The 25,808-nt window shown below is 39.5% G+C and carries 29 protein-coding genes and 1 pseudogene; 3 read left to right on the forward strand and 27 right to left on the reverse strand.

Annotated features, from left to right (window positions below; genetic code table 11):
- Window positions 1-195 precede the first annotated feature (195 nt).
- Window positions 196-438 (forward strand): DUF2627 domain-containing protein, encoded by a 243-nt coding sequence (locus NDM98_RS05230; RefSeq protein ID WP_251605124.1) that lies wholly within the window; start codon window positions 196-198, stop codon window positions 436-438.
- Here NDM98_RS05230 and NDM98_RS05235 read toward each other — a convergent pair.
- From NDM98_RS05235 to steA, 3 genes are read right to left on the reverse strand one after another with little or no spacing between them, the layout of a single operon-like run.
- The gene (locus tag NDM98_RS05235) at window positions 381-1,241 is read right to left on the reverse strand and encodes a hypothetical protein (RefSeq protein ID WP_251605126.1); all 861 of its coding nucleotides are present in this window, start codon (window positions 1,239-1,241) and stop codon (window positions 381-383) included. The genes NDM98_RS05230 and NDM98_RS05235 overlap by 58 nt on opposite strands.
- Entirely contained in the window at window positions 1,238-1,903 is a 666-nt protein-coding gene (locus tag NDM98_RS05240) for a glycosyltransferase family 2 protein (RefSeq protein ID WP_251605128.1), read from the reverse strand. The genes NDM98_RS05235 and NDM98_RS05240 overlap by 4 nt, the downstream gene beginning before the upstream one ends.
- Window positions 1,896-3,023 (reverse strand): putative cytokinetic ring protein SteA, encoded by a 1,128-nt coding sequence (gene steA / locus NDM98_RS05245; RefSeq protein WP_251605129.1) that lies wholly within the window; start codon window positions 3,021-3,023, stop codon window positions 1,896-1,898. The genes NDM98_RS05240 and steA overlap by 8 nt, the downstream gene beginning before the upstream one ends.
- Window positions 3,024-3,152: 129 nt before the next feature.
- Here steA and NDM98_RS05250 point away from each other — a divergent pair, with 129 nt between their 5' ends.
- Window positions 3,153-3,344 carry a hypothetical protein gene (locus NDM98_RS05250; RefSeq protein ID WP_251605130.1) on the forward strand — a complete coding sequence of 64 codons (192 nt, stop codon included), beginning with the start codon at window positions 3,153-3,155 and terminating at the stop codon, window positions 3,342-3,344.
- A gap of 297 nt (window positions 3,345-3,641) precedes the next feature.
- Here the strand turns inward: NDM98_RS05250 and NDM98_RS05255 are convergent, their stop codons facing one another.
- Complete coding sequence (locus tag NDM98_RS05255) at window positions 3,642-4,091, reverse strand: hypothetical protein (RefSeq protein ID WP_251605131.1); 450 nt, start codon at window positions 4,089-4,091, stop codon at window positions 3,642-3,644.
- 328 nt (window positions 4,092-4,419) lie between these two features.
- On the opposite strand from NDM98_RS05255, the gene NDM98_RS05260 reads away from it, so the two are divergent.
- The gene (locus NDM98_RS05260; RefSeq protein WP_251605132.1) at window positions 4,420-5,214 is read left to right on the forward strand and encodes a hypothetical protein; all 795 of its coding nucleotides are present in this window, start codon (window positions 4,420-4,422) and stop codon (window positions 5,212-5,214) included.
- Between the two features lie 274 nt (window positions 5,215-5,488).
- Here NDM98_RS05260 and spo0A read toward each other — a convergent pair whose 3' ends face one another.
- The 23 genes and pseudogenes from spo0A to spoIIIAA all read right to left on the reverse strand — a co-directional run bounded on the left by spo0A (window position 5,489) and on the right by spoIIIAA (window position 25,803).
- Window positions 5,489-6,268, reverse strand: coding sequence for a sporulation transcription factor Spo0A (gene spo0A, locus NDM98_RS05265; RefSeq protein ID WP_251605133.1), 780 nt, complete (start codon window positions 6,266-6,268; stop codon window positions 5,489-5,491).
- 231 nt (window positions 6,269-6,499) lie between these two features.
- On the reverse strand, window positions 6,500-7,777 hold the full coding sequence (spoIVB, locus tag NDM98_RS05270) for a SpoIVB peptidase (RefSeq protein WP_251608960.1): 1,278 nt from the start codon (window positions 7,775-7,777) through the stop codon (window positions 6,500-6,502).
- 135 nt (window positions 7,778-7,912) lie between these two features.
- Window positions 7,913-9,613 carry a DNA repair protein RecN gene (gene recN, locus NDM98_RS05275; protein WP_251605134.1) on the reverse strand — a complete coding sequence of 567 codons (1,701 nt, stop codon included), beginning with the start codon at window positions 9,611-9,613 and terminating at the stop codon, window positions 7,913-7,915.
- Window positions 9,614-9,625: 12 nt separating this feature from the next.
- A complete protein-coding gene (gene ahrC / locus NDM98_RS05280) occupies window positions 9,626-10,075 on the reverse strand; it encodes a transcriptional regulator AhrC/ArgR (protein WP_251605135.1) in 450 nt (149 codons plus the stop codon).
- A gap of 118 nt (window positions 10,076-10,193) precedes the next feature.
- Window positions 10,194-11,009 carry a TlyA family RNA methyltransferase gene (locus NDM98_RS05285; RefSeq protein ID WP_251605137.1) on the reverse strand — a complete coding sequence of 272 codons (816 nt, stop codon included), beginning with the start codon at window positions 11,007-11,009 and terminating at the stop codon, window positions 10,194-10,196.
- A 3-nt stretch (window positions 11,010-11,012) separates the two neighbouring features.
- A complete protein-coding gene (gene dxs / locus NDM98_RS05290) occupies window positions 11,013-12,902 on the reverse strand; it encodes a 1-deoxy-D-xylulose-5-phosphate synthase (RefSeq protein WP_251605139.1) in 1,890 nt (629 codons plus the stop codon).
- Between the two features lie 211 nt (window positions 12,903-13,113).
- Window positions 13,114-13,995 (reverse strand): polyprenyl synthetase family protein, encoded by an 882-nt coding sequence (locus tag NDM98_RS05295; protein ID WP_251605140.1) that lies wholly within the window; start codon window positions 13,993-13,995, stop codon window positions 13,114-13,116.
- Entirely contained in the window at window positions 13,992-14,234 is a 243-nt protein-coding gene (gene xseB / locus NDM98_RS05300) for an exodeoxyribonuclease VII small subunit (protein WP_251605141.1), read from the reverse strand. Before xseB ends, NDM98_RS05295 begins: the two co-directional genes overlap by 4 nt.
- The gene (xseA, locus tag NDM98_RS05305) at window positions 14,209-15,594 is read right to left on the reverse strand and encodes an exodeoxyribonuclease VII large subunit (RefSeq protein WP_251605142.1); all 1,386 of its coding nucleotides are present in this window, start codon (window positions 15,592-15,594) and stop codon (window positions 14,209-14,211) included. The genes xseB and xseA overlap by 26 nt, the downstream gene beginning before the upstream one ends.
- 11 nt (window positions 15,595-15,605) lie before the next feature.
- Window positions 15,606-16,454: a bifunctional methylenetetrahydrofolate dehydrogenase/methenyltetrahydrofolate cyclohydrolase FolD gene (gene folD, locus NDM98_RS05310; RefSeq protein ID WP_251605143.1), complete on the reverse strand. Its 849-nt coding sequence runs from the start codon at window positions 16,452-16,454 to the stop codon at window positions 15,606-15,608.
- 86 nt (window positions 16,455-16,540) lie between these two features.
- Window positions 16,541-16,948 (reverse strand): transcription antitermination factor NusB, encoded by a 408-nt coding sequence (gene nusB, locus NDM98_RS05315; RefSeq protein ID WP_251605144.1) that lies wholly within the window; start codon window positions 16,946-16,948, stop codon window positions 16,541-16,543.
- A 187-nt stretch (window positions 16,949-17,135) separates the two neighbouring features.
- Complete coding sequence (locus NDM98_RS05320) at window positions 17,136-17,531, reverse strand: lipid-modulating alkaline shock protein YqhY (protein ID WP_251605145.1); 396 nt, start codon at window positions 17,529-17,531, stop codon at window positions 17,136-17,138.
- Window positions 17,532-17,552: 21 nt separating this feature from the next.
- Window positions 17,553-18,921 (reverse strand): annotated as a pseudogene (gene accC, locus NDM98_RS05325) (acetyl-CoA carboxylase biotin carboxylase subunit).
- Window positions 18,922-18,942: 21 nt separating this feature from the next.
- Window positions 18,943-19,422, reverse strand: a complete 480-nt coding sequence (gene accB, locus NDM98_RS05330) for an acetyl-CoA carboxylase biotin carboxyl carrier protein (RefSeq protein WP_251605146.1) — start codon at window positions 19,420-19,422, stop codon at window positions 18,943-18,945.
- 156 nt (window positions 19,423-19,578) lie between these two features.
- Entirely contained in the window at window positions 19,579-19,950 is a 372-nt protein-coding gene (locus NDM98_RS05335; protein ID WP_251605147.1) for a hypothetical protein, read from the reverse strand.
- Window positions 19,951-20,637: 687 nt separating this feature from the next.
- On the reverse strand, window positions 20,638-21,201 hold the full coding sequence (locus NDM98_RS05340) for a SpoIIIAH-like family protein (RefSeq protein ID WP_251605148.1): 564 nt from the start codon (window positions 21,199-21,201) through the stop codon (window positions 20,638-20,640).
- Window positions 21,202-21,203: 2 nt separating this feature from the next.
- Window positions 21,204-21,866 (reverse strand): stage III sporulation protein AG, encoded by a 663-nt coding sequence (gene spoIIIAG / locus NDM98_RS05345; protein WP_251605149.1) that lies wholly within the window; start codon window positions 21,864-21,866, stop codon window positions 21,204-21,206.
- The gene (gene spoIIIAF, locus NDM98_RS05350; RefSeq protein WP_251605150.1) at window positions 21,859-22,494 is read right to left on the reverse strand and encodes a stage III sporulation protein AF; all 636 of its coding nucleotides are present in this window, start codon (window positions 22,492-22,494) and stop codon (window positions 21,859-21,861) included. The genes spoIIIAG and spoIIIAF overlap by 8 nt, the downstream gene beginning before the upstream one ends.
- Before the next feature lie 11 nt (window positions 22,495-22,505).
- A complete protein-coding gene (gene spoIIIAE / locus NDM98_RS05355; RefSeq protein ID WP_251605151.1) occupies window positions 22,506-23,705 on the reverse strand; it encodes a stage III sporulation protein AE in 1,200 nt (399 codons plus the stop codon).
- Window positions 23,706-23,729: 24 nt separating this feature from the next.
- Window positions 23,730-24,119, reverse strand: a complete 390-nt coding sequence (gene spoIIIAD / locus NDM98_RS05360; protein WP_251605152.1) for a stage III sporulation protein AD — start codon at window positions 24,117-24,119, stop codon at window positions 23,730-23,732.
- A 14-nt stretch (window positions 24,120-24,133) separates the two neighbouring features.
- Entirely contained in the window at window positions 24,134-24,340 is a 207-nt protein-coding gene (gene spoIIIAC, locus NDM98_RS05365; protein WP_010898943.1) for a stage III sporulation protein AC, read from the reverse strand.
- 21 nt (window positions 24,341-24,361) lie between these two features.
- Entirely contained in the window at window positions 24,362-24,874 is a 513-nt protein-coding gene (spoIIIAB, locus tag NDM98_RS05370) for a stage III sporulation protein SpoIIIAB (RefSeq protein WP_251605153.1), read from the reverse strand.
- Window positions 24,871-25,803, reverse strand: a complete 933-nt coding sequence (gene spoIIIAA / locus NDM98_RS05375; RefSeq protein WP_251608963.1) for a stage III sporulation protein AA — start codon at window positions 25,801-25,803, stop codon at window positions 24,871-24,873. Before spoIIIAA ends, spoIIIAB begins: the two co-directional genes overlap by 4 nt.
- Between the last annotated feature and the right edge of the window lie 5 nt (window positions 25,804-25,808).

A 25,808-nucleotide genomic window follows, 5' to 3' on the forward strand; every position in this document is an offset into this window, starting at 1 on the left:
CTCTAAATCCTATGGCTACGCGATTTCACAGATAATTTGAACATTTATTGAACACGATTTTTAGAAATTATGACTAGGTCCTAAAATCTACTCTTATATTATTACTCAAATTTATAATTCATGCAACTTTAAGACATATACTTCTAAAGATTTTTTCGCTACAATATGAGAAGAGCTACTTAAGGAGGATACTAGATGGGTCGTTTTGTTGCACTAATCATATTACTTATCCCTATTTTCACTGCTGGATTTGGTATTAAGTTAATGAGAGATGCTTTTTTTCATATTTTACAATCACCATTTCCATCGATATCAATTCAATTTGTTGCGGGAATTGTTTTGTTTGCCGTAGGTTTTGCATTTATTGGTGGCTTTATCTTTCATCGCGATCGGAAAAACGGCAAAATTTCACCTCGATTTTCAAAAAAAGAAGGATAGGCCAGGGTCACTGTTTTTTCATGACCCCAATCCCATCCATCCACCGCCAGAACGGTCTCCTTGCAATCCACTGAAAAAGAAACCTGTTCTGCTGCTAGTAATAACATAAATAATATAGCTGTGCCAAACCACTGCAATTCAATCGTTCCCTCATGTGTTAGCCAAATAGCAAGGATCGCACCACAGGCGGTCGCTCCGTTGTCACCCAATATCGCTTTTCGCTCTCCCTCTAATACAAAGACCAAATAAAAAATGGTTAATACATATAGTAACGTTGAAAACCTTGGGATTGGCATAAACGCAACAATAATCGCAGAGACCAAAAGTGATAACTTCCAAACGCGTAAAGGTCTTGTATCAAATAAATTCATAATGTGAGGAAGTAAAAACATCAATAGAAACATCGTGATACTTGTGCCTGCTGATTGCGGTTGACTTAAAAACGTGTACACACCTGCGAGGGTTATTGTTCCAACTGCTTTAATCAGCCCAGTTGTCCATCTCCGGTCCTTAATAAATACACGAAAATGCCCTCGTATGCCCTTTGGCTCTGCCTTCCCGTAGCGATCATCAATAAATCCAATCCCCCATACCCCCAAGACATATCCTAGAGACAAATACGAGAATGCCACTGAATCATTTGGAGGAAACGCACACATAACTGCATATCCATAAACGACAAATACACCCAAGCTATAAGGAAGTGTTTGCTGTTCATAATTACGAACGGTCCATTTTGCTTCATGAAATGCACACATACTTGTAAAAGCAATGACTGGAAGCGTCAACATCAACAAAATCATAAGCAATCTCCTTGTAGCTGTTTTTTAATCTGACGCCACTGATTATAACGATGCTTCATACCCGAGAGACTCCTACCCATTTCTCGATGGGTCATCTCTGACTCAATCTCTTCCAATCTTGCCCCACCATGGATCATATGCAAACACATCATCGTTTCAATGCCATAACCTGTATATGATCTACTTAGCAATAATCTGAGCCACTGTCTTTGAAATGCTCTCTGTCCTGACAGTGGCGCTTCAAGCCAGACACCCGTGCGCTGATGGATCAGCTTTTGTACTCGTTTTTTAACAAAACCTTTTCCACCGTTTCCGTTATGACGAATTTTTGAAATGGTAAGATCGGCCCTTTTTTTCATCAATGGTTCAAGTAAACCACCTGCTTCTTGCGCCGAATGTTCTAAGTCTGCATCTAGGCAAAGAATATACATGCCCTTGGCAGCTCTCCATCCCGTTTGCAATGCTTGTCCCTTGCCTTGATTTGTTTCTAGATGGATACTTACATCGGCAAATTCTTCAGCGATCTCTGCAGTAAAATCTGTACTACCGTCGTTTACACAAATAACTTCATGTTCAAAGGGAAGTGAACGAGCCGCTTTGATTGTAGCAGCAAGGCGTTTTTCTTCGTTGTACGCAGGAATAACAACGGACACTCTAGTCATGACGCACAGCCCCTTTTTTTACTAACAGACGATAACCACGCCCAAGCAATTCTTGCAGCTCTACTAACTCTGTTTTCAGATCAAAACGAACTCGTTTTAGTTGCGAGGAAAGTGAGGCTGCTTCGAATAACTGATGAATCCCTTTTAGATCTGTGATCCGATCGCCTACCTCCATGCGAGATAAAATAGTAGAACCCATTCCCGCTCGTTGTTTCTCTAAAAATTCCTTTATGCCTAGACGACAGCCAATCAGATAAAGGTGTGCTGCTTTTGACCAGTGTGCCGCCATAACGGCTACATCCTCACTTGTTCCGATAAAGCTAATTTCATGTGCATCTATTCCATCTACTCGCAACCGATCAAGCCCAGGTGAGGAACCATCAGCATATGTGTGACAAATTAATTCCGCCCCACAACCTAGTGCCACAGAGGATACCGAGTCCATATCTCCCATAATAAAGTCAGGTGTGAATCCAAGCTCCAGCAGCCCATCTGCCGCACCATCTACAGCAATAATGAGAGGGTTCGTTAAGAATAACCAGCGTTGCATCGCCAAAAGATCACGTTTGTATTTTCCATTTCTCGCTACAATTAATACAGGTCGCTGATTCATTTGATTAAAACAGCTTGGTAATTCAACTGGTTTTGAAAACGTCTCTGCATCTCGCTTGGCATGTAGTAAGCTATTGTCGATAAATGAAGACAGCAGTTCTGGATAACAAACTTGTGCGCGTTCATTTAATGTTTCAATCAAGTTATAATCATAGTTTTTTAACTCAGCAAGTAATTGATAGGTGTCATCAATAAATACATACAACTGGTTATTCATTACCCAGATATCGTCACCTTTTAGACTTTCATCTGAGCCATACCAACTTTCAACATCAAATACAGCCACCCCTGCATCCAATAACCGAGTAACTTCACTATGCTCATACCGTCCACTCATTGTGCTTCTGCGATTAATGACTGCCTTCACTTCTTTTTCGAGAAGGATATCTGTTGTCACTGAATCTAGATCCTCATGCCAGAGAAGTGCAATAGATCGTAGAGGAAGATCCTGCAGCAACCTTTTACTCAATTTCCCTTCATAGACTTTTCCTCTTATACATTGCTTCATAGAAACAGCCTCCAAGCTACCTTGTTTTAGTTTAGTATGCACAAGCTTGCTGTAAACATTCCTAGATTGCATCCCAACTCACTCATTAGATATAATGAAGCGTACATGGAAATTGAAGGAGAGAGAATTTTGTCAAAACGTTTATTAATTACCTTTCACAGTTTGATTTTATTATTTGCAATAGGAGCAATTTCAGCTTATTTCTTCTCCACCACTTTTGGCAGAGAAGTCTTTTATCTCATCTTAGCGATTATTATTGGCTTATCGAGTATCTTTAATATCGTACGACTTTCGTTAGCGAAACCAACACCTAAAAAATGATTCTTAGTCAGGAAAATGGACACTCCCTGGCCGGAATAAAGTCGCGTTCTTACTAAACTTGTCTTTGGTCTTGGTAAAATCGGGTTTGCTCTTTATATCCGGCACACGTTCTGGGTCAATGTAGGATTGCTATTTGTATCTGACACTCTTTCTGGGTCAATGTGGGATCGGTCTTGATTAAAGATGCACCTCTCTTACTTACAACGTCATCCTCTTGCTAAGCCTCCCGTTTGTCGTGGTTTTTTAAAGGTTTTTCTTAGTCATACTTTATTGCACACATACAAAGAGCCAGCTGACTCAATCAGCTGGCTCTTTTGTGTGAAATTTTCGCAGTGTCCATTTCTCTTTTTGATTTTCATCCCACTCAAACTCCCAGATACCCGGTGTCTCGCGGTCATAGATATATCCATCCTCTGCAAAATAAGCTGAGCCTGGCAAGCTGCTTGGAGCTAAACAAATCCATGCACTGCAAACCCCACCATCCTCGAGCAATGGTGCATATTGAACACTATACTCGTCCATCATGATTGGATCACGTCCATCAAATACCATTTTTAGCTCTTCATTAATCGTATACTCATGATCAAATGGATTTTCTAAGCCGTAGTAGTCTAAAAAACCTTCATCCTCAGGCTGAGGTGCTTCAAAAAATGCATCTGCAGCATCATGTTTACTACAAGCAGTTAACGCAATTACCATACTAATCCCTACAATTAAACAAAACACAATTGAACGAGACTTCCTCAATAAACTCTCCCCTAACCAAAAAAGTAATCTTGTACTTATATATGTATCGATTTTATAGGGGAGATATATCTAATTTTTTCTAAAATCACTTTCTCCTTAGTGACGATTGAGAACCTGAACAAGCTGCTAAAAGTAAAGTGCAAGAAATTTATAAGGAGAAACTCATACATGGTTTATTCTTAATCATCACTTCGCTCCCTATCTAGAAATATAGTCTCGTGTTACAATCGCTCTATAATAACACTAGAAATAACCATTATTTGCATTATAATGGTTTAAATTCTGTTTAAGTTTTCACTAAAGAAACTTATCAACCGGAGGGCTTTTTTTGAAGAAATGTTTAATAGGAACGTTAGTTTTATCTATAGGTTTTTTCCTTACAGCGTGTGGAAATGATGAAGAACATACAAATACAGAACTATCAGATGTTATTTCAAGTAATACAACTAAAACAACTAGTGATGAAAGAAATACCGAAGAATCTCAGAATGAAAATGAAGATATTGAGGAACGCATTCAAGAAGATGAAAATGAATTACTAAATGTAGATCTTAAGGACAGATCATCAATGTCTGAAGAAGAATGGGTAGCAGCTTATGAAGCTAAAGAGAAATTAATTGATTTTGAAATTGAAGAAGTAGCGTATGCGTGGAATGAGATAGAAACTGGTGGTTTAGGAAAGTATAGCTATTACGCACTAGTAACTAATACAGGTAAAGTAACTATAGATATTTTTCCTCACACTGTCAGTTTTTACAATAAAGACGGAAGCGTAGCTGCGGTTAGTGAAGGTGCTTTGAGCGTTTCCCCTAATACTCTCAATGCGGGCGAAAAAAGCTTGATTAGAATGTATACCTCTGATCATGATGCAGATGTAGATAACTTTGATTATGCCGAACTTAATTTGGGTATACTATTGTCCCATTATGATTCAACGAAACTAAATATAGAAAGTCCTACTTATAATACAGATCCTACATTGAAAGCAACAGCATATATAGTGAATGGTACAGATATTGACGCTGTAGCCATTACTTCAGCTTTTGTGTTTTATAATGATAATGGAGACCTTATTGGTGGTTTAACGGCAGGTTTAGAAAATAAATTACAAGCTTGGATCTAAAAAAGAGATTGAAGCAGATTATCCCCCATTTCCTAAAGAGCAATACGATAATATAGCTAATATGGAAGCATGGTCTTACTTTGTGGATTATGGTGACGATTGGATGGAATAAAGTGAAAAAGGGGAGTATACAGCTTAGATTCTGTATACCGCCCTTAAATGTTATCCTTATAAGATGTTTATAGCCTTACAAGAATGTTTATTGGTCATGCGTGTATGATTTACAATTTAAACCAATTTTTATAACCCTTGATATAATAGGTTAAAACGTCACTCAACCAACCTTATGCTCAATTCGCAACTTATCGGCCACCATCGCGATGAACTCGCTGTTTGTTGGTTTGGCTTTTGACTGGCTGACGGTGTAACCAAAGAGACTTGAGATGGATTCAATGTTACCACGGCTCCAAGCTACTTCAATCGCTCGTTCTACACGGCTAGATGTTGTGTTGAACTTCTTTCCAATATCAGGGTAGAGTACTTTTGTAATCGATCCTAATAATTCGATATCGTTGTAAACCATCGTAATGGCTTCACGCAGATACATGTATCCTTTGATATGCGCCGGTACACCAATTTCATGGATAATTGCTGTGATACTTGCATCAAGGTTAAAACGTTTTTCCGGTCTTGCCGATTGGCTAAATGAGAATGATGATGATTTTTGAGTAAATCCAGCTTTTTTGCCACCGATTTCTCGAACTTTTGCGATAAGAATCTCCATATCAAATGGTTTTAATACATAATAGGAAGCTCCAAGGTCTACTGCTTTTTTGGTGACATCCTCTTGACCAAATGCAGTCAGCATAATGATATTTGGTTTGTGGCCGTTGCCTGTGTTAATTCGTTCTAGAACAGCTAAACCATCCAAGTGAGGCATAATGATATCCAAAAGAAGTACATCTGGCTGTTTGTCTTCCACTAAGCTAATGCATTCCTGTCCATTATATGCAACACCGGCTATTGTCATATCATCCTGAGCCGAGATATATTCGCTTAATAAATTTACTAACTCCCGATTATCATCTACAACACATACTTTTATTTTTTCCACAAAACATCCTCCTCATATTCAAGTGTAATTTTTCTGTATATAAATAATTCGACAGTTTGATTGTAAGTCCTTTAAGTTTTTAAAATAAACCTATTTCTTTTACAAATACTTAATTATTCTTTGTTATTCGCGCCCTTTCGATTATATGTATAAAAAAATATATAAATTTGTCGAATATTATTTATGAGACGATAAATAATATCTTAGAATAGTAAAAACAGGCTAAACGAGTTAACTCGCCTTAGCCTGTTGTGGATTGCCCATTACTCCTGCTTCTTCAAGCATCCATCCTATATGGCAACCGTAGCCTGAGGTTGGATCATTCACAAAGACATGTGTAACGGCCCCAACTAATTTACCATCTTGAATAATTGGACTTCCGCTCATACCTTGCACAATGCCCCCTGTTGCTTCTAGCAGCTTAGGATCGGTTACTTTTAATACCAAACCTTTTGTTGCTGGTTGCTTCTGTTGGATGGCATTAACAATTTCAATATCAAACTCCTCGACTTTTTCTCCACTAACAACTGTGAGGATTTTGGCCGGACCTTCTTTTATCTGATTGGACATAGCTATAGGTAACTCTTTATCCATGATATCATTTTTCAGGTTCGCTTTGTTTAATGTTCCAAAAATACCAAAAGAACTATTTTTATTTATGTTACCAAGTATTTCTCGGTCTTTTGAAAAACTGGCAAGCTTTTCTCCGGGATCTCCATGGGCTCCTTTTTCAATCGATGTGACCGAAGAGCGTAATACTTCTCCATCATGAACCGCAATCGGTTTATGAGTATCTGAGTCAGAAATAACATGTCCTAACGCGCCAAATTTCTTAGTATCTGGGTCATAAAAAGTCATGGTGCCAACACCAGCTGCTGAATCTCGAATAAACAAACCCATTCGATATGACTGCTCTCCACTTGCTTTTATTGGAAGCAATGTTTTATTAAGTGGCTGATGGTTCCGATTTACTTCGATTTGAAGTTCTTGTTCATCTTCACCTGCTTGCTGAACAACTTTAGAAACTTGACTCATCTTTTCAATTGGTACGCCATTGATTTTTGTGATCATATCTCCTACTTCAATACCTGCAGTCTCTCCAGGTGAGATTTCACCTGAATTTGTTTTAATTAAATGGTGACCGACAACTAACACGCCTTTAGTATTTAACTTCACACCAATTGATTGTCCACCTGCAATCACCTTTTGCTCTGGAAGAACATTAACGTTCATTGATTTAACTGGGAAACCAGCTGCGCTAAATACAACGTTTTGTTTGCCTTCTGCCACCGCAGTGATGGACTCGCCATCTTGTTTATTTAAAACAGATCCACTTGTAAAATCAAGCGTGACATTTTTAGGGTGTTCAAATGTAAGTTTCTCCCCAGAAAACACAGATATGGTTGTTGGGATGTGGGCCCATTCTTTTATCGGATTTGAAAACCCGACGAACAGCATTCCTGCAATAAGCAAGATGCCAACAATAATACGCACTCCTTCTACCTTCAAATTCTTCACTCTCCTAGCTCCCAACCCACACCTCTTGTGGCTGTACTATTAATGTTGCCTCATGACGTCACATTTATAACTGCATATAACAGAAAAAGCTACCCTTAACTGGGTAGCTTTTGTATGAATAGTCACTTAAGCCTGTTTATGTTGGTTGGCAAGCTCTAATAATTCATTTGCGTGCTTTTTGGTTAACTCAGTCACTTCAACACCTGAAATCATTCTGGCTAATTCTTCAATCTTTGAATGCTCTGCCAAACCGGTGACAGAAGTTGATACTCGATCTTTGAATTCTTGTTTCGTAATATACAGATGCTGGTCTGCCATTGCTGCTACTTGTGGTAAATGAGTGATACATAAAACCTGAGAGCCTGAGGCAATGGTATATATTTTTTCCGCGATCGCTTGAGCAACTCGACCACTAACACCTGTGTCCACTTCATCAAAAATAACAGAGGTAACACCTTGATGAGCAGAGAAAATCGATTTGATTGCAAGCATAATTCTTGAAATTTCACCACCAGAGGCAACCTTAGCTAACGGTTTTACTGGTTCTCCTGGATTGGTTGAAATAAAAAATTCAACCTGATCCACTCCATGCACGGAAAAAGCGGAGATGTCATTGCTTTCTGGTACTCGACTTTTAATATCAATATGAAAAATCGTTTTTTCCATATATAATGCTCGCAATTGTTGATGAATTGCTTCTGTTAACTTAGTGGCTGCTTTTGTTCTTATTTTAGTTAAAGCCTGAGCTTCTACCCCTAAATCAAGCAGAATAACTTCTAACTCGTGGTTTAAAGAATGTAGTCGATCATCTTTATTAAGTTTGCTATCCAGTTCTTCTTCTATACGTGATGCGTATTCGAGAATTTCTTCAACGGTAGTGCCGTATTTACGCTTAAGCTGTTGGATTTCAGCCAAACGATTTTCAATGAGCTCAAGTCGGTCCGGATCAAATTCGATTTGTTCCATCTTTTCTCTAATTGAAAAAGCAGCTTCTTCCATGATAAAGTAACTGCTGCTTACCGTTTCATGCAGGTTTTTCAGATTAACATCCAAATCTCCCGCACTCTCTAGATTAGCCGCACTTTCGTTAATAGCATCAAGAGCTTGTCCATCTCCGTATAAGCGCTCATAGCTGTCTCTTAGAAGCGTATATAGCTTCTCACTATTTGCTAAGCGCTTACGATCCTGTTCTAACTCATCATCCTCGTTTGGTTTAAGCTCAGCCTTTTCAATTTCATCAAGTTGATAACGCAATAAATCAATCCGTTGAGCGGTCTCTTGTTCGTTTTCGCTTAAATTGCGAATTTGTTTGTTAATTGTTTGTGCTTTTTCATATAATTCACGATATTCATGTAGAGTAGCTTGCAATTTTTTTGTAGCATATTGATCTAAAAAACGCAGATGTTTATCTGGTTGCATCAACGATTGATGCTCATGTTGTCCATGCACATCAACTAAAGATTGACCAATTTCACGAAGAATACCGAGTGTAACAAGCTTGCCATTGATACGGCATATACTTTTCCCTTGACTGGTCATTTCTCTACGTAAAATCAACTCATCTTCAGCCTGTATACCAAGTTCTGCGGCTTTGATCACCGCCTGATGTGTTTTATCGACTGCAAACAGACCCTCTATTTCCGCACGGGTCTCACCATGTCTAACAAATTCCGCAGATCCACGGCCGCCAAGCAGCAAGCCAATGGCATCAATAATAATGGATTTGCCTGCACCAGTTTCTCCAGTTAACACGGTTAAACCATTTTCAAATGGAACCGTTAGCTCTTCAATTATGGCAAAATGCCTCACTGAAAGTTCAATTAACATGAATTCCCCACCTTATAACATGTCTAAGAAACGAGCACTTATTTGCTCTCCGTCTTCTTTATTTTTACAGATAATTAATAAGGTATCATCTCCACAAATCGTACCCATTAACTCTTCCCAATCTAGATTATCAATTAGTGCACCGATCGCATTTGCATTTCCTGGTAAACATTTCATCACAATAAGATTATCCGTTGTATCGATGCTGATAAAGCTATCCGTTAGGCTTCGCTTTAATTTTTGTAGCGGATTAAAGCGCTGATCAGCAGGTAAACTATATTTATAACGACCGTCCTGCATCGGTACCTTAACAAGGTGAAGCTCTTTTATATCACGTGATACTGTTGCCTGAGTGACATTATAGCCCAAGCCTTTTAAATAATCGACAAGATCTTCCTGCGTTTCAATGGCTTGATTAGCAATCACTTCTCTGATCTTAATATGACGTTGTCCTTTATTCATTCGACTCACCTTTTCTTAGTTTTTACCGAGCTCACTTAAGATCCATTATGATATGAATTGCCCGTCATGACAATAGTTGACCTCATTTCAAAAAAGAGAGAGCCAAGCTCTCTCTTTTTTAAACAAGCTGTTGTGCCTTTTCTACAACATCCTGAATGACTGACGTATTGAGTTGTTCAAGTGTTTCATTTTCATGAAAAGGTAACGAAAGGTGCATTAAAAATTCAATATTACCTTCTCCTCCAGTGATCGGGGAATAATCAATTCCACGAACATGAAAACCTTCTGAAGTGGCAGCATCCATGATTCTTTGCAGAACCTGCTGATGAATGGCAGGATCTCTTACAATGCCTTTTTTACCAACTTGTTCACGTCCAGCCTCAAATTGAGGTTTCACTAAGGCCAATACGTCACCACCAGCGCATAATACCGTTTTAAGTGTTGGCAAAATCAAACGCAACGAGATAAAGGAAACGTCAATACTCGCAAACTGTGGCAAACCTTTTATTAAATCTTCAGGTTTAACATACCTAAAGTTGGTTCGCTCCATTACAACAACCTGTTCATGCTGTCTAATCTTCCAAGCCAACTGGTTATAGCCTACATCCAGTGCATAAACAAGAGATGCACCATTTTGCAGGGCGCAATCAGTAAAACCTCCAGTAGAAGCGCCAATATCAAGCATGATTTTATCCTGTACGTCGACTTCAAAAACGTCTAGTGCTTTTTCAAGCTTATATCCACCTCGACTGACATACGGCATTAACTGGCCTTTGACCTCAAGTGGTGCCGAAGCGTCGATTTTCATACCTGGTTTATCCAGTCGCTCTGTCCCAGAGTAAACCAAGCCTGCCATTACAGCACGCTTGGCTTTTTCTCGCGATTCAATTAAACCTCGATCCACTAATAAAGTGTCAATTCGTTCTTTTTTCACTGATCAAGCTCTTTTCTGTTTAGCCGGAATTAGCTCAACTAACTGACTACTAACGGTTTCTGCATTTAGACCAATTTCATCAAGCAGTTGCGGAACATCTCCATGCTCAATATATTCATCCGGAATTCCCAGGCGTCTCACTTCAACGTTATGATAACCATGTTCATTAAAGTGTTCAAGAACCGCACTACCGAAACCACCTTGAAGAGCTGTTTCCTCAATCGTCATAACTGGGATTTTTTCTTCTGCAAGTTTGTTTAGCAGTTCAATATCCAATGGTTTGACTGAGTTTGCATTGACGATACGGATTGATAAGCCTTCTGATTGCAATGCCTTAACTGCTTCTTCCGCGACAGGAAGCATCGTTCCAAATGTCAGAATACAGCCATCAGTTCCCTCTTGTACAGTTTCCCATTTTCCAATAAGTAACGTTTGGAATTCTTCGTCCATTTCAATCCCATATCCGTTTCCTCTTGGGTAACGAACAGCTATTGGTCCATCATCATATTCTAAAGCCGTATGAAGCATATTTTGAAGTTCATTTTCATCTTTTGGCATTAAGATTGTCATATTTGGTAAGTGGCGCAGGTAAGCAATATCAAAGACACCTTGATGTGTTTCACCATCAGCTCCAACTAACCCGGCACGATCAATTGCAAACACAACATTTAAGTTTTGACGACAAATATCATGAACAAGCTGATCATAGCCTCTTTGTAGGAATGTTGAATACACAGCAAACACAGGCTTTAATCCTTGAGTAGCTAGTCCACCTGCCATAGTTGTTGCATGTTGTTCTGCAATTCCAACATCAAACATCCGATCAGGGAACTCAGCACCAAAGGCATCTAGCTTAGTTCCACCAGGCATTGCAGCAGTGATTCCAACAATTCGTTTATCTGTTCTTGCTTTTTTAATTAACGTTTTTGCAAATACGCCACTATAGCTTGGAGGTCCTGGTTTAGAGACAACTTCTCCAGACTCGATTTTATACGGTCCAAGACCATGCCATGTTCCCTTTGCATCGTTCTCAGCCGGCTCGTATCCTTTACCTTTTTTCGTAATCAGGTGAATTAATACCGGGCCTTTTGTTTTCTTGGCATATTTTAAGTTATCCATTAGATCATCCATATCATGTCCATCAACCGGACCTAAATATGTGAAACCAAGCTCTTCAAAAAACACGCCTGGAATAACCATATATTTCATACTGTCTTTGAATTTTTCAGCTGTAGAAGCTAACTTGCCGCCAACAGCAGGAATCTTTTTAATAAAGCTCTCAATTTCATCTTTTGCACGATTGTATTTACCACCAGTACGTAATCGTCCTAGTACACTGTGTAAGGCTCCTACGTTTGGAGCAATCGACATTTCATTATCATTTAAGATAACAATTAAATCAGTTTGTTCATGGCCAATATGGTTTAATGCTTCAAATGCCATCCCACCAGTTAAAGCACCATCACCGATAATCGCTACAACACTCTCATCCGTTCCTTTAATATCTCTAGCGGTCGCCATACCCATCGCTGCAGAAAGCGACGTAGAGCTGTGTCCAGTTTCCCAAACATCGTGTTCACTTTCGTTTCTTTTAGGGAATCCACACAGTCCTTTAAATTTCCGCAATGTATCAAATTGCCCTGCTCTTCCTGTTAAAATCTTGTGTACATAGGCTTGATGTCCAACATCCCAAATAAACTTGTCCTTAGGACTGTCAAACAAATAATGAAGGGCAATTGTAAGTTCCACCACTCCTAGGTTAGGTCCTAAATGCCCACCGGTTACAGATAATCTTTCAATTAAAAAACTCCGAATATCCTTCGACAATTCCTGTAATTCTTTTTTGGAATAGTCTTTAATTTCAGCTGGATTTTGAAGGTCTTCTAACCTCATTAGCATAATCCCCACTTTCGACTCAAACTTATCGTACAATTTAGTATCCATAATCTCATCAGATATGGATGATTGTCAGTATTTAATCTAATATTGTGCTCTTAGTATATCAAAAATTGAACCATTACCCCAAATCTAATCTTCTCTCACATGCTTTTACTCAGAAAAAAAGCGATCCAACAAAGTGGAATCGCTTGAGACCAAGCTAACATTAATGATTACGGAATGCTACATATTTCGTCAATTCCTCTAATACGGAATGATCCATATCCACTTTTTTAAGCGATGAAAGGGCAGCCTCAAGATGATGCGTTAGCTTTTCCTTTGCTCCAACCATTCCCAAGATGCTTGGATACGTTCCTTTGTTATTACTAGCATCACTTCCTACAGGTTTACCAATAATATCTGCGTCACCTTCAATATCAAGGATATCGTCTTTTATTTGAAATAACAGACCTAATTCTCGTCCAAAGTGACGAAGATTTGATAGATCGTGTTCGGATGCTCCTGCAAGGATTGCGCCTGCTACAAGCGATACGATCATCAAATCACCGGTTTTATGATCGTGAATATATTCTAGTTCCTCGATAGTGAGATCTTTGTTCTCACCTTCCATATCCGAAACTTGACCTCCAACCATTCCAGGTGCACCTGCAGCGCGTGAGAGCTCATTGATCAATGAAACGACACGTTCCGGTTCTTCTGAAATACTTGAAACAAGCTGAAAGCTATATGTAAGCAATGCATCGCCAGCTAAAATAGCTGTAGCCTCACCGAAAACCTTATGATTAGTTGGCTTTCCACGACGGGTATCATCATCATCCATAGCTGGTAAATCATCGTGGATCAACGAATACGTATGAATCATCTCAATCGCACATGCAACCTCTATTCCCTTTTCAATTGGTTGTTCAAACCCTTTAAGTACAGCCAGTAAAAGTACAGGTCTAATTCGTTTGCCACCTGCTTGTAGGGAATAAATCATTGATTTCTTTAATGACTCTGGAGTTTGTAGTGCGTCTATGTAACGATAAAGGCTAGCTTCTAGTTCTTTTTTTGATTCTTCCATAAAAAGCTGAAGGTCTGCTGTCACTCCTGATCCTCCCCACTTAGATCAAGCTCTTCCAACTCACCATCTTCATGAAGGATTTGATCCATTTGCTTTTCAATCTGCTCAAGTTTCACATGGCACTGCTTCGATAGATCCATACCTTGTTGAAACATTTCTATCGCTTGCTCAAGGGGTACATCTCCTTGTTCAAGCTTATCAACAACTTCCTCAAGCTTTTCCATTGCATCTTCAAAGCTAATGGTCTCTTCTTTTTTTGCCATCCGTATCACTCCTTGGTTGATTTTTTACTTTCCCAGTGATTTGACAGATATAGGTTCCATCCGTTACTTGCAGTTCTAACATTTCCTCAGGTTCAGCTTGATCCACTGACTTTATTAACTCTCCAGTGATTTGCTGATAGGCAAGACTATATCCACGACTCATAACTTGTAACGGACTTAGCAAATGAAGCTGCTGTACAATGCCTGAAAATCGCTGTTGATTTCTCGTAAGAATTTGTTCTGATTCTTTTTTCAATGCGATCTTGTGGCGTAACAGCTTGTCCTGCATTAGCTTTATTCGTTCACTTGGATGGTAATAATGTACTGTTTTTGTTAATTGAAGATACGCCGTTTTTTTCTTCTCAACAACTCGTTCTGTTGATCGTTTGAGTTGCTCTATTCGAGTATCTAATTCCTGTTCCTTTTGCCGGATAAGCTGTGCAGGATATTTAAATGCATAGGATTTCTGTAATCGTTCAAGCTGACGTTTCTCCTGTTTCACCCGCTCACGCATACCAATAAGCAGACGCTGTTTTTGCGTAACCGTTCTTTGCAATAAATCAAGGCGGTTTGGTACAGCTAATTCAGCTGCTGCTGTTGGCGTAGGCGCACGTAAATCAGAAACAAAGTCGCTAATTGTAAAATCTGTTTCATGTCCTACTGCAGAGATAATCGGAACATTTGCCGCTGCTATCGTACGCACAACTTGTTCATCATTAAAAGCCCAGAGTTCCTCAATAGATCCGCCACCTCGACCAGCAATAAGAACATCAAATACACCAGCTGCATCCGCTTGTTTAATCGCATGAACAATCGAATCTGGGGCGTGGTCACCTTGTACTAACGCGGGCAGTAATGTAATTTGTGCAATTGGATACCGTCGTTTTAAAGTCGTTACAATATCTCGAACAGCAGCTCCAGTTGGTGATGTTACTACAGCAATACGTTTAGGAAACGAAGGAATTGCTTTTTTTCTTGATGGTGAAAACAATCCTTCCTCTTCTAAAGAGGCCTTTAGCTTTTCGTACGCCAAGTATAAACTACCAATACCATCGGGTTGCATCTCTTTTGCATATAATTGGTATTGCCCGTATGGTTCATATACATTCACTTCTCCACGAATTAAAACCTTCATTCCGTTCTCTGGTTTAAACGCCAAAAAGCGATTATGACCTGCAAACATCACTGCTTGAATCCGGGAGTTCTCATCCTTAACGGAAAAATACATATGTCCTCGACTATGCTGCTTAAAATTAGAGAGCTCTCCCCGTATCCACGTATCTGGGAGTAGGTTGTCTGTTTCGAGTAATCCTTTTATATAACGTGTCAGCTCTGATACTGACAGAATCGATTCAGACATATTATCCCTCCTTATGAACGGTTCAGAGCAGATTCGATTGTGTTTTCAAGTAACATGGTAATAGTCATTGGACCTACTCCACCCGGAACTGGCGTTAAATGGGAAGCAACTGATTCAACATCATCAAAGTCCACGTCACCACATAGCTTGCCATTCTCGTCACGGTTCATACCAACATCAATAACCACTGCACCGGGTTTTACATCTTCTTTTTTAATTAACTTTGCAATACCAACAGCAACAACAAGAATGTCCGCTTGCTTTGTGATTGCACGTAAATCAGGAGTTCTTGAGTGACAGTATGTGACGGTTGCATGTTCATTCAACAGCAATTGTCCAACTGGTTTTCCAACAATGTTACTTCTTCCAACTACAACAGCATGCTTTCCGGAAATCTCCACATTCGATGCTCTGAGTAATTCAATAATGCCATGAGGTGTACATGGCAGAAATGTTTTTTCACCTGTCATCATCTTACCGATACTAATTGGGTGAAATCCGTCTACATCTTTTTCAGGGCTGATCGCTTCTATCACAGCTTGCTCAGAGATTTGCTTAGGCAAAGGTAACTGCACAAGAATCCCATCAATGGTTGGGTCTTGATTCAATTCGTGAATATGAGATAAAAGCTCTGCTTCTGTTGTTTCAGCAGAAAGTTGTTTTAGAACCGAGTGAATTCCCGCTTTTTCACATGAGCGTTGTTTTGAACGAACATACGTCTGTGAAGCCTGGTTGTCTCCAACTAAAATGACCGCTAGTCCTGGAACAATTCCATCACTTGCTAATTTTGCTACTCGTTCTTTCATTTCGGCTTGTTTAGAGGCGGCCAATTGTTTTCCATTCATTAATTCAGCTGTCATCTCAATCACTCCATTGTCGTTAATTTGCAGACTGAAGACACCCGAAATCGGGCTTGTCTTACTGATTTATTATATGTTGGTGAACCTTAATTGTTTGACTCTTCATTCATCATATCTACAGAGTTAGACAGAACCCCATTCATAAAACGTCCTGCTTCTTCTCCACCAAATGCTTTAGCAAGTTCAATTGCTTCATTAAATGTTACATTAACAGGGATATCCTCAACATACTTCATCTCAAACAAGGCCATTCTCGCAATCGCTCTATCAACATGACCAATACGGTCAATGGTATAGCCTTGTAAGTTACTTGAGATCCACCCATCTAATTCTTCTTTATGCTCTAATGTTCCGTAAACTAGTTGATGGAAAAAATCGTTTGGTTGTTCTTCGTCATCCAACACACTTTCCATCGCAAGATCTGGTTCGGTTTTTATTACATCAATCTGGTAAAGAGCTTGCGCCGCTCTAAGTCTTGCTACCCGTCGATTCATTTATATGAACTCCTTATCATCTAAAAAAAATGTCTAATGAAAGTCTAGTATAACGCACTTTTTCGTCTGTGGAAAATCGAATTGTCGAGGTTACGCAAGTTTTTGCGAAATTTGTACAAAAATAGTCTGGTTACATGCTTTCCAACATGCAGCCAGACTATATTCACACGCATTTTAGACAATTATATTATTCGTCATTTGCTGATTCTGTTGATTCAAATTGTACACCTACAACATGAACATTAATGGCTTCAATTTGAATAGCGGTCATTGTTAGCAACGTTTGTTTAATATTCATCTGAACAAGATTGGCTACCTCTGGTACAGAAGCTCCATAAACAATGACAACCGAGACATCGACGATAATTCCACTCTCGTCTAAATCGACTTTTACGCCTTTTCCGTGGTTTTTGCGTCCTAAACGCTCTGCAACATCGGTAGCAAAACTTCCACGTAACGTGGCAATGCCCTCTACCTCTTGTGCAGCAATTCCTGCTATAACCTCTATAACCTCAGGTGATATCTCGACCTTACCTAAACCCGACTTTTGTTCCTCTAGCTCCAAAATCTGATTATCCTCCATAATGGCCTCCTTATTCTGAAATTAATCGGTTCCCTTTTCGGACGGCATTACTTCATATTGCTCAATAAATTTAGTGTTAAATTCTCCAGAACGAAAAACTTCGTGATCAAATAAACGCAAATGGAACGGAATCGTTGTATCCACGCCTTCAATATCGAATTCTTCTAGTGCTCTTTTCATGCGTTGAATTGCTTCGTCTCGAGTTGGTGCATGAACAATGACCTTAGCAATCATTGAATCATAAAACGGAGAAATTTTATACCCTTGATATGCTGCAGAATCAATTCTTACTCCAAATCCTCCTGGCACCAAATAACGCGTTATTAAACCTGGTGAAGGCATGAAGTTTTTAGCTTGGATTCTCAGCATTTATACGACACTCAATAGCAACTCCCTGAAACTGAACATCTTCTTGAGTGAAGGACAACGGCTGATGATTCGCTACACGAATTTGTTCTTTTATCAAGTCTATACCAGTAACCATTTCTGTTACCGGATGCTCCACTTGAATGCGTGTATTCATCTCCATAAAGAAAAAGCTACCGTCATTGTGATCATAAATAAATTCTACCGTTCCTGCACCTACATAATCAACTGCTTCGGCTGCAGCTATTGCTGCTTCACCCATCTCTTGACGTTTTTCAGGGGATAGTGCAGGTGAAGGCGTTTCTTCTACAAGCTTCTGTAACCGACGTTGAATCGAGCAGTCACGTTCACCTAAATGAACTGTATTACCTAATTCATCCGCCATGATTTGAATTTCCACATGACGAAAATCTTCGATGAATTTCTCAAGATAAACACCCGGGTTTCCAAATGCCGTAGCAGCCTCTTGTTGGGTAATATTAATACCCTTTTTAAGTTCCTCTGGGTTTCTGGCAACACGAATGCCTTTCCCGCCACCACCAGCAGTTGCTTTAATTATAACAGGAAATCCAATTCCTTCAGCAATTTCCAATCCAGATTCTGGACTTTCAATAATTCCATTTGAACCAGGTACAACTGGAACGCCGGCTTTTTTCATTGTTTCACGCGCTACATCCTTGGTACCCATTTGATTGATCGCAGAAGGACTTGGTCCAATAAATGTAATGTTACAGGCCGCACAAATTTCAGCGAAATCAGCATTTTCAGCTAAAAAACCATAGCCTGGGTGGATAGCGTCTGATTCAGTAAGAGTAGCCACACTCATTATATTAGTGAAATTCAAGTAGCTTTGGCCTGAAGCTGTTGGACCAATACAGAAGGCTTGGTCAGCAAGCTTAACATGAAGTGCATCTTCATCTGCTTCTGAATAAACAGCAACCGTTTCAATTCCCAACTCCTGGCAAGCACGTATAATGCGGACCGCGATTTCTCCACGGTTAGCAATTAGTATTTTTTTTATCATCTTTTATACCCAGCTCCTAGATTATTTCAGTTCCACAACAAATAAAGGCTGACCATACTCAACTAGTTCGCCGTTTTGTGCAACAACCTCAACAATTTTGCCATTTACATCTGCTTCAATTTCATTCATGAGTTTCATGGCTTCAACTATACAAACAATTGAATCTTCCTTAACCTGATCACCAATTGATACATAAGCAGCATCATCTGGAGATGGAGACGAATAAAATGTTCCAACCATTGGTGATTTAACTGTGTGAAGATTTTGATTGATTTCTGGTTCTGCTTGTTTATCCTCAGCTACAGGTGGTGCAGAAGCTGGTGTAGCGGATGTTTGTTGAACCTCCGATTGTCTAATCGGCTGATACGATTCAGCCTGAACAACGGCCGTCGCTTTCACCTTTTTTAATACCAGTTTGTTGCCCTCTTGTTCGTATTCTAATTCATCAATATCTGATTGATTCACAGCTTGAATAAGATCCTTAATATCTTGAACGTTCATATTTATTATGTACAACTCCTTTATCTTAGGTACTCATTGTGCTGTTTATTATATCATAGGCTAAACAGTTTAAAGTAGTACGAAATGTTCACTACGTCGGACATCCTATTTTGTCCAAAAAAACCCTTCATTCATTGAACAAAGGATCTTAGCCACCTATTCCTGTTCTTCTGTTACTTGTTCTGTTTCTACTTTGTCTTTCAAAAGTGCCTCTTTTTTATATTGACGAAATACCGGAAATTCAGAAAGATTGTCAGGAATTTTACCATTTTCCAAAAGAATAATCTTTACAATATTTTTATTCCGCGCCATATGGTATTTTTCTTCGTAATCGTTCTCTTTTGTGTATTTCTTTAGGTTCTCATAATCTTCTTCTTGAATCGAAACCGTATAGGAGTCTTCATCTTTTTCTTCAAATTGCTCTTCGAAACCTACTTCGAATTCAACAATTTGAATATGATCATTCTTAATATTACGAGTCTGCTCAAGAACTGCTTTGGCACCCTCGGTTAGATCTGTCCATTCCATTATTAATCGCTCCTTGTAAACAAATTGCACCTACAGTATTATAACATGTCTTTTCAACGAATGCATTAATGCATCTATGTAGGTTTTTATCAGTCTAGCCAAACTACTGATTATTAGAATAAGCCTGAGAGATGTATACGGATAATCTATAAAGAGTAAAGAACCGTGGGTTGTTTTGGTTTTCCAGATACATATGAGAAAATGAGGATTCTGCAATTCCTTCGCTACCGGGATGGGGGGGCACGCTTTCCGCGGGAGGGCATTGAACTAAAACGGCTACGCCATTTCATTTCAATCTTGCCCTTAAGTTCCCGTTGGAGTCGGCCTCCCCCATCCCGTCCGCTATGTTGGAGCGTCAGTATTTTTAATAGATTATTAATTTATATAATACCTGGTATGTTAAATGAAATTTAGTGTTTAGTACAAAGATCTACTCGTCAGACCGAGATTGTGGTGCACGAATGTATTAAATCGGAAAAATGCTAGGACAAACCAAAGAAAAATTTGGACCAATCACACATCAATCGTTGAAATTTTTTAGTCCGTCAGTAACTCAATCTCTTTATAAATGAGCGGTCGCATTTCTCTCTTCATTTTAAAAAATCGAACCATTAAGATGTGAGTTAAACAACATCATAATGATTCGATTTTAGTGATACTAAGATATTCCTGTCCCCGCTTATTTGATTAGTTAGCTCCTGAATTATGTGCAACAGATACAGTATTTGCTTGGCCGAGCTGTTCTTTTGCAAGTAGGATGATGTCGTTTGCCTGTGCTGGCGTTAATTCGTCTGAATCTACCGTGATTTGAACTTTCGTATCCTCACTAATAACCAGCACATTATTAAAACCTTTTGCTATGATTAAGGATTCTAATGTCTCCTCTTTTGGAGTGAGGTTTAGAATTTCCATACTTTTATCACGTGCTTCCACTTTTTCTTCAGGTGTTGCGTCTGGAGAAGTTGATGTTTCAATATACCTTTCAGCTTGGGCTGCACGGGCATCCGTCACTTGAAGTCTAGCCTCCACAAAGTTATCGGCAAGTGAATCGTCACCTGTCACTTCTAAAATACCTTCCAGGTCACCATCCTGAGTGACTTGAACATCAATGTCATCTGAAGTTTCCTCGGTTTGCTGATCATTATCTTGAAGCGCCAAATTGGTTGTACCTGATGTTACATAGTAAACAGATAATACAATAATTAGACTTAACATCGTTAACAGCCACACCGTTTGTTTTTTTAGAGCCATATTTATTCCTCCTTAGATTTCTTAGGCATTACGGAAATTCGATGGGCCGGTACATCAAGTACGCGGCTAACCGCTTCCACTACCCATGCTTTTACTTGTACATTTTCAACACCTTCTGCAACAACGAGCACACCTTTTATAGTTGGTTTTTCTGTTTGGATTAATAAAGGACCCTCTGTATCACCGTTTCGAACAATCACGGTTTGTTCATCAATGGTTTGATCCGTCACTTCCCTTGTTCCACCTTCACGATCGGTTTCACTTGTTTGTTGGTTTTTGGAGCTTGTATTTTTTTCATAAATTTGCTTCTCTGTATCAGCAAGATTAATCATTACTGATACTTCATTAAGCCCAACAATTTGTTCTAAATTTTCTCGCAGTTGATTTTCATAGCTATCTTCATAATCCTTCATTGTGTTCGATTGCCCAGATTCTTTTTTAAAGACTTCTACTTCTTCATCCTCGTCATTCGTTTGGAATGTAGGAATTGTCGTTTGAGCTTGTTCAGGCTCAGGAGGTTCCGAAAACACCGAATTTAATACCATCAAAAGAATTCCTACCAATCCTAAGATGAAAATGTATCGGTAATTCTTTCGTTTCCCTTGTTCTTGATTTCCTACGAGATTTTTTAACCATGCCAATCCTTTAGGATTCTGCTCACCCATCGACCTGTTCCCCCCCTTCCAATAAGAGCGTGATGCTTTCTGGAATCTCCCAACTGTCTGAAAGATAGTTTATTACCGGCAGCAGGTCGATTGAGTCCGATTCTTTACTAGGCTGCTGCTTAGAGAGATCAATTTGTACCCTTTTGATTTCACTCCGTACTGCATCCGTATTTTGTTGTGGGTGTATTTCTCGAACAACTGCATGTATACTTACTGCCTCCTCATCTTCCTGACCTCCCTGTCCCATTTCCTGCATTACATCTACGCTCGCAAATTCAAGTGAGTAGGTGTCTCGCAATGTTTCTTCTGCTTTATCTACTAGTTGGTCAGCCACCTGTTCTGAAATATATGCAGCTCGTACCTCGTCTAACCCACTTTTTTGCAAATTTATTTGAGTTTCAATAGATTCCGTTTGATATTGGTCTCCAGTTTGTAAGTTTCGAATCCATTCTTCTGAATCCACTGTAAATATAGAAAGAATTGGTTTTAACATAGCAATGAGAATCAGTAGACTGATCACCATTTTTACGTACCCTCTCATCGATGAATTAGGAAGTAGCATCTCAAGTAATATTGCTAACATGATTAGTAGAACTAACCCCGTAATCCAACCAGTTAAGAGACCCATTATCACCACTCCTAACGCATCATAAAGGACAAATTGCTGGCTGCTACCATAAGCGTAACGGCCAGGAAAAACATTAGACTTACTAGAGCTAATGCAGCAAATACATACATCACTGACTTACCAATGATCGATAAACATTCGATGATTGGTCCTCCACCAAGAGGCTGCAGGACAGCTGCGGACAAGTTAAAAATGATACCAAGGGAAAGGACTTTTAAAAGCGGGAAGACACAGATCATAAACAAAATACCTAACCCCGTCATACCAACAGTATTTTTAAGGAGCACAGACGCACTCATAACCGTATCAGTCGCATCCGTAAACATTTTCCCTACTACCGGGATGAAGTTTCCTGCAATAAATTTTGCTGTACGAATGGTTAATCCATCTGTTGCTGCTGAGGAGGCTCCTTGTACCGATATCACTCCTAAAAACACCGTCATAAAGATCCCGAGTAGTCCCACGGCAATATTCCGAAAAAAATCAGCAAGCTTGGACACTTTATAATGATCACTTAACGTACTGATGATACCTAGAACTGCTGAGAAAAATAATAACGGAAGCACAAACTGATTGACCAAAATTCCGCTTGTATTCACAAGAAATATAATTAATGGATGAAACAACGCCGATGAAGCAAGACTTCCGATGGAGGCCATTAATGCAAGCAAAAGCGGAAGCAGAGCGATCATAAAATGAATCATGCTGTTAATCGCTTCTGTTGCATACGTTATAGCAACATAAAAGCTGTTTATGGCAAGAATCATTAAAACGAGATAGGTTACGGCGTAGGCTGCTTTGCTCACATTTTGACTTTCGAATGCATTTTGAATCGATTGCAAAATTTGGCTGAAGAGCGTTAATAGAATTAACATGCCTAAAAGCTTGCTATTCACAATGAGTTCATGAAGCAAAAACTTAACAAGACCAAGTCCCCATTCTTTTATCTGAAACTGCTTCTCACCCGTTATAAAATCTTTAAATGATCCTTTTTGACTTTCAGGAAGAAAACCTCCGTATTCTGTTGAGACTTGCTCCCAATATGCTTGGATCTCATCTAATTGCAATCGTTCAATTTGTCGGTCAATAAAAGAAGATTCATCAGAGAGCGTTTCTTCATCCACCGGTTCCTGACCATCCACAGCGAGTACCAGGCTTGGATAAAGAAGAAATAGAATGCCAGTTATTGTAGCTATGATCCACCGGCGCATTAGTACCACTCCCTTCAATTCTCTTTAACCTGGTAGCAATGATAGAATCATTTCAATGACCGCTTTAATAATAGGAATGGCTAAGACTAGAATGAGAATCTTACCTGCAAGCTCTATTTTAGAAGCCATGGAAGCTTGTCCTGCATCTTTGGCAATTTGTGCACCAAACTCTGCAATATATGCGATTCCGATTATTTTTAAAATCGTTTGCAGATACATAATGTGTACATTCGCATCTGCCGCAATTCCCTCTAGTAATTGAATGATTTTCACTAACTCATCAATGACAAATAAAAAAATCATGATGCCTGCAAATAATGTGACAAGAAAAGCAAACAATGGCTTCTGCTCACGAACTACAAGAGCTAGAAAAGTTGCGATTAGACCTATTCCAACAATTTGAATGATGTCCATCGCAGCTCTCCTTTCTATCCTTGGAACAGGAACACACCTCTAATTTTCTGGAACAAGTCATCTACAATCGTTGCCACCATGTATAGCACTACAACAAATCCAATTAGTGTCACCCAATGAGCCCAGTCTTCTTTCCCCATTTGCTTTAGAACGGTATGGATCATAGCAACTACAATGCCTATACCAGCAATTTGAAAGATTGTATTCACGTCATAAGCCAAAAGTCATCCCTCCTTTTTTCACTAAAGCATTAGAATGACAATCAGCAGACCCCCAAGAAAGCCCAGGCTTTTCAGCATTTTTTCATAACGAAGCTGATTATCTTTTGCCTCAGCTTCTTCACGATCAAGATGGACCATCGTTAGTTTAATCTGCTTTTGTTGCTGTTCTCGGTCGTGTTGTCCTAGGGTCTGACCAAATTGGCGTAAAATTTCACGTTCTCCTTTAAGGAGACTGGTTACACCCCATGTCTCGTCCAAACTTTGCTCCCATGCAAGATGTGCAGATTCACCCTTTGAATCAAGATTTTTGGCAAAATGTTCAAATAATAGGTTAATTGGATAAGCAAGTTGCTTGGATAAACGTACGCTTGCCTCTGCCAAAGGTGTAAGACCATATAGCATTTCTGCCTCAAGTGCTTGAATGCCAACTTTCAACTGTCTCAGTTGTTTTGGACGATCACTAAGTCGTTTCGCCGCTTCAAAACCTATCCATGTACACGTTATGAGGATTAAAATTGCCCCTAGCCACTTCATAACACCTTTACCGAAACTGGCTTACCAATGGTCCGAATTTGTTTTATTTTTCCTGGCTCTGCCCCTCGGGTAAGTTCTACACATCTTTCGAATGCTTTCTCTGCGAACAATGCCTTTAATGCAGGGCGCGCTGCTACCTCTTCAAGCGAAGAACCGTGCGCTGTTGAGATGACACTAACACCAGCATGAATAGCTTCCTGTACGGCCAAACAGTCTTCGGGTCGTCCAATTTCATCTACAATAATGACATCAGGACTCATGGACCGAATCATCATCATCATGCCTTCCGCTTTTGGGCAACCGTCTAACACATCTACTCTTCGTCCAAGCTGATGCTGTGGTACACCTTTTATGCTTGCGGCAATTTCAGAACGTTCATCGACAATGCCGATTTTCATAGGTGGAATACCTTTGGTTGGCACACCAGTACTAATAATTCGAGCTAGATCCCTTAGTAATGTTGTTTTACCACTTTGGGGTGGCCCGATGAGTAAACTATTTTTCCATCCTTGCTGATATAGAGGTGTAACAAGTGAATCGGCAGCCCCTACTGTCTGTCTTGCAATCCTGATATTAAATGAACTAATGTCCTTTAGAGTTTTGACCTCACCTTTTTCTAAGATGACCTTACCGGCAAGTCCAACTCGATGCCCGCCCTTAATTGTGATAAAGCCGCGTTTGAGTTCTTCCTCAAACGCGTACATCGAATATTGACTTAACTGATTTAAGATGAACTGCGCATCACTTGGCTGAATAATCCATTCACGTTCACCTTGCAGACTTGGGTACATTGGAGCTCCACATGCTATCACTTCAAGTGGTCTGAGTATCCGAACCCTAATTTCTTCGATTTTTTCTGCTGTATCTTTTGGTATTTGCCTGAGAATTTCACGAATCGTCGGTGGTAATACAGTAAAAATGTCCTCCATCATGA

The organism is Alkalicoccobacillus plakortidis (genome assembly GCF_023703085.1).
GTDB lineage: Bacteria > Bacillota > Bacilli > Bacillales > Bacillaceae_D > Alkalicoccobacillus > Alkalicoccobacillus plakortidis.